This is a genomic window from Pseudaeromonas pectinilytica (assembly GCF_054780855.1).
The window spans coordinates 1-969 of record NZ_BAAGVN010000194.1; the positions used below are offsets into that span (position 1 = coordinate 1).

Below are 969 nucleotides of genomic sequence, written 5' to 3' on the forward strand. Positions count from 1 at the left end.
GGGTGCCACCACCCTGTAAATAGCTCATCTATCACCCCATAATCGGTTCAATTACCATTGGTCGGCGGTCTAGTCTCGCCGGATCCCAGGCCACCGCCATAAGCGGCCCATCGACATCCGCCTCGAATGACCAGGCGCCATCGACTGCCGTCACTGTAGTGCCCAGCACATAGCGCCCAATGGTTGGCGGCTCAGAGCCTGGGATAAGCCCCTTGGTGCGCGTCATGATGACTACCGGGCAGCCAGCAACCGGCTGCCCTTGGCTGTCGACGGCGCGATAGGCCAGCGTTCTTGCCATTAGTCACCATCCCCATACTGCATGTACTCGAACTGGTCATCCGGATGGGTGGCTACGCCGATGCTGACGCAACGCAGCAGCCAGACTGGGGCCTGAACTGAGCGAGTGGAGAAGCGCACCACGTTGCCGCTGGCCCAACCGGTCGACCACCCGCCCTTGCGCAGAGTGAAATAGGGGGTACCGGTGTTGGGGTTGGTGGGCATCAGATCGGTGGTGATATTGCCGGAGGCAATGAGGCCCCGGTCGCGGGAGACCACATCGAAGGTGGTAGTGGAGCTGAATTTTATCAGCCACTCATCATCGACCGCCGACTGATTGCTGACCTCGATCGGGTAGTCGATCGCGTTGTAGTCGGCCAGCAGCTCAGGCCCGACCGGTGAATCAGTCCAGTTCGGGTTGTTGGCATCCCATGTCTGTTGGGTGAACAGATCGCTCCAACTGGCATAGCGATCACCCTGGGGGATGTAGGAGCTGACATAGCTGGTACCGGCTGGATAATCCTGGGCGAGCGGGATGGCCAGCGTCAGCTCGCCGTTCGGCTGCACATCCTGCACCAGGCTGCGGTGCTCGATGCGATGGTGCAGGGTGAGCGGAGGCACCAGTGCAGTACCGGCCGCATCGATGAGCGCCAGCGAGCTGGCCATGGTGACGATGCCGGTATCCCGGTTTTC

General features: G+C 61.2%; 1 protein-coding gene and 1 pseudogene. Both read right to left on the bottom strand.

Going from position 1 to position 969, the window contains the following annotated elements; translation table 11 throughout:
* Nucleotides 1–31: 31 nt before the first annotated feature.
* The gene (locus ACYVG7_RS10175; RefSeq protein WP_460883009.1) at nt 32–298 is read right to left on the bottom strand and encodes a hypothetical protein; all 267 of its coding nucleotides are present in this window, start codon (nt 296–298) and stop codon (nt 32–34) included.
* A pseudogene (locus ACYVG7_RS10180) lies at nt 298–969 on the bottom strand (curculin (mannose-binding) lectin protein); the annotation flags it as partial. The pseudogene ACYVG7_RS10180 and the gene ACYVG7_RS10175, both read right to left, overlap by 1 nt.

Bases quoted from the DNA above. Each gene is read 5' to 3' on its own strand.
- ACYVG7_RS10175 (WP_460883009.1), bottom strand. From the start codon at position 298: ATGGCAAGAACGCTGGCCTATCGCGCCGTCGACAGCCAAGGGCAGCCG.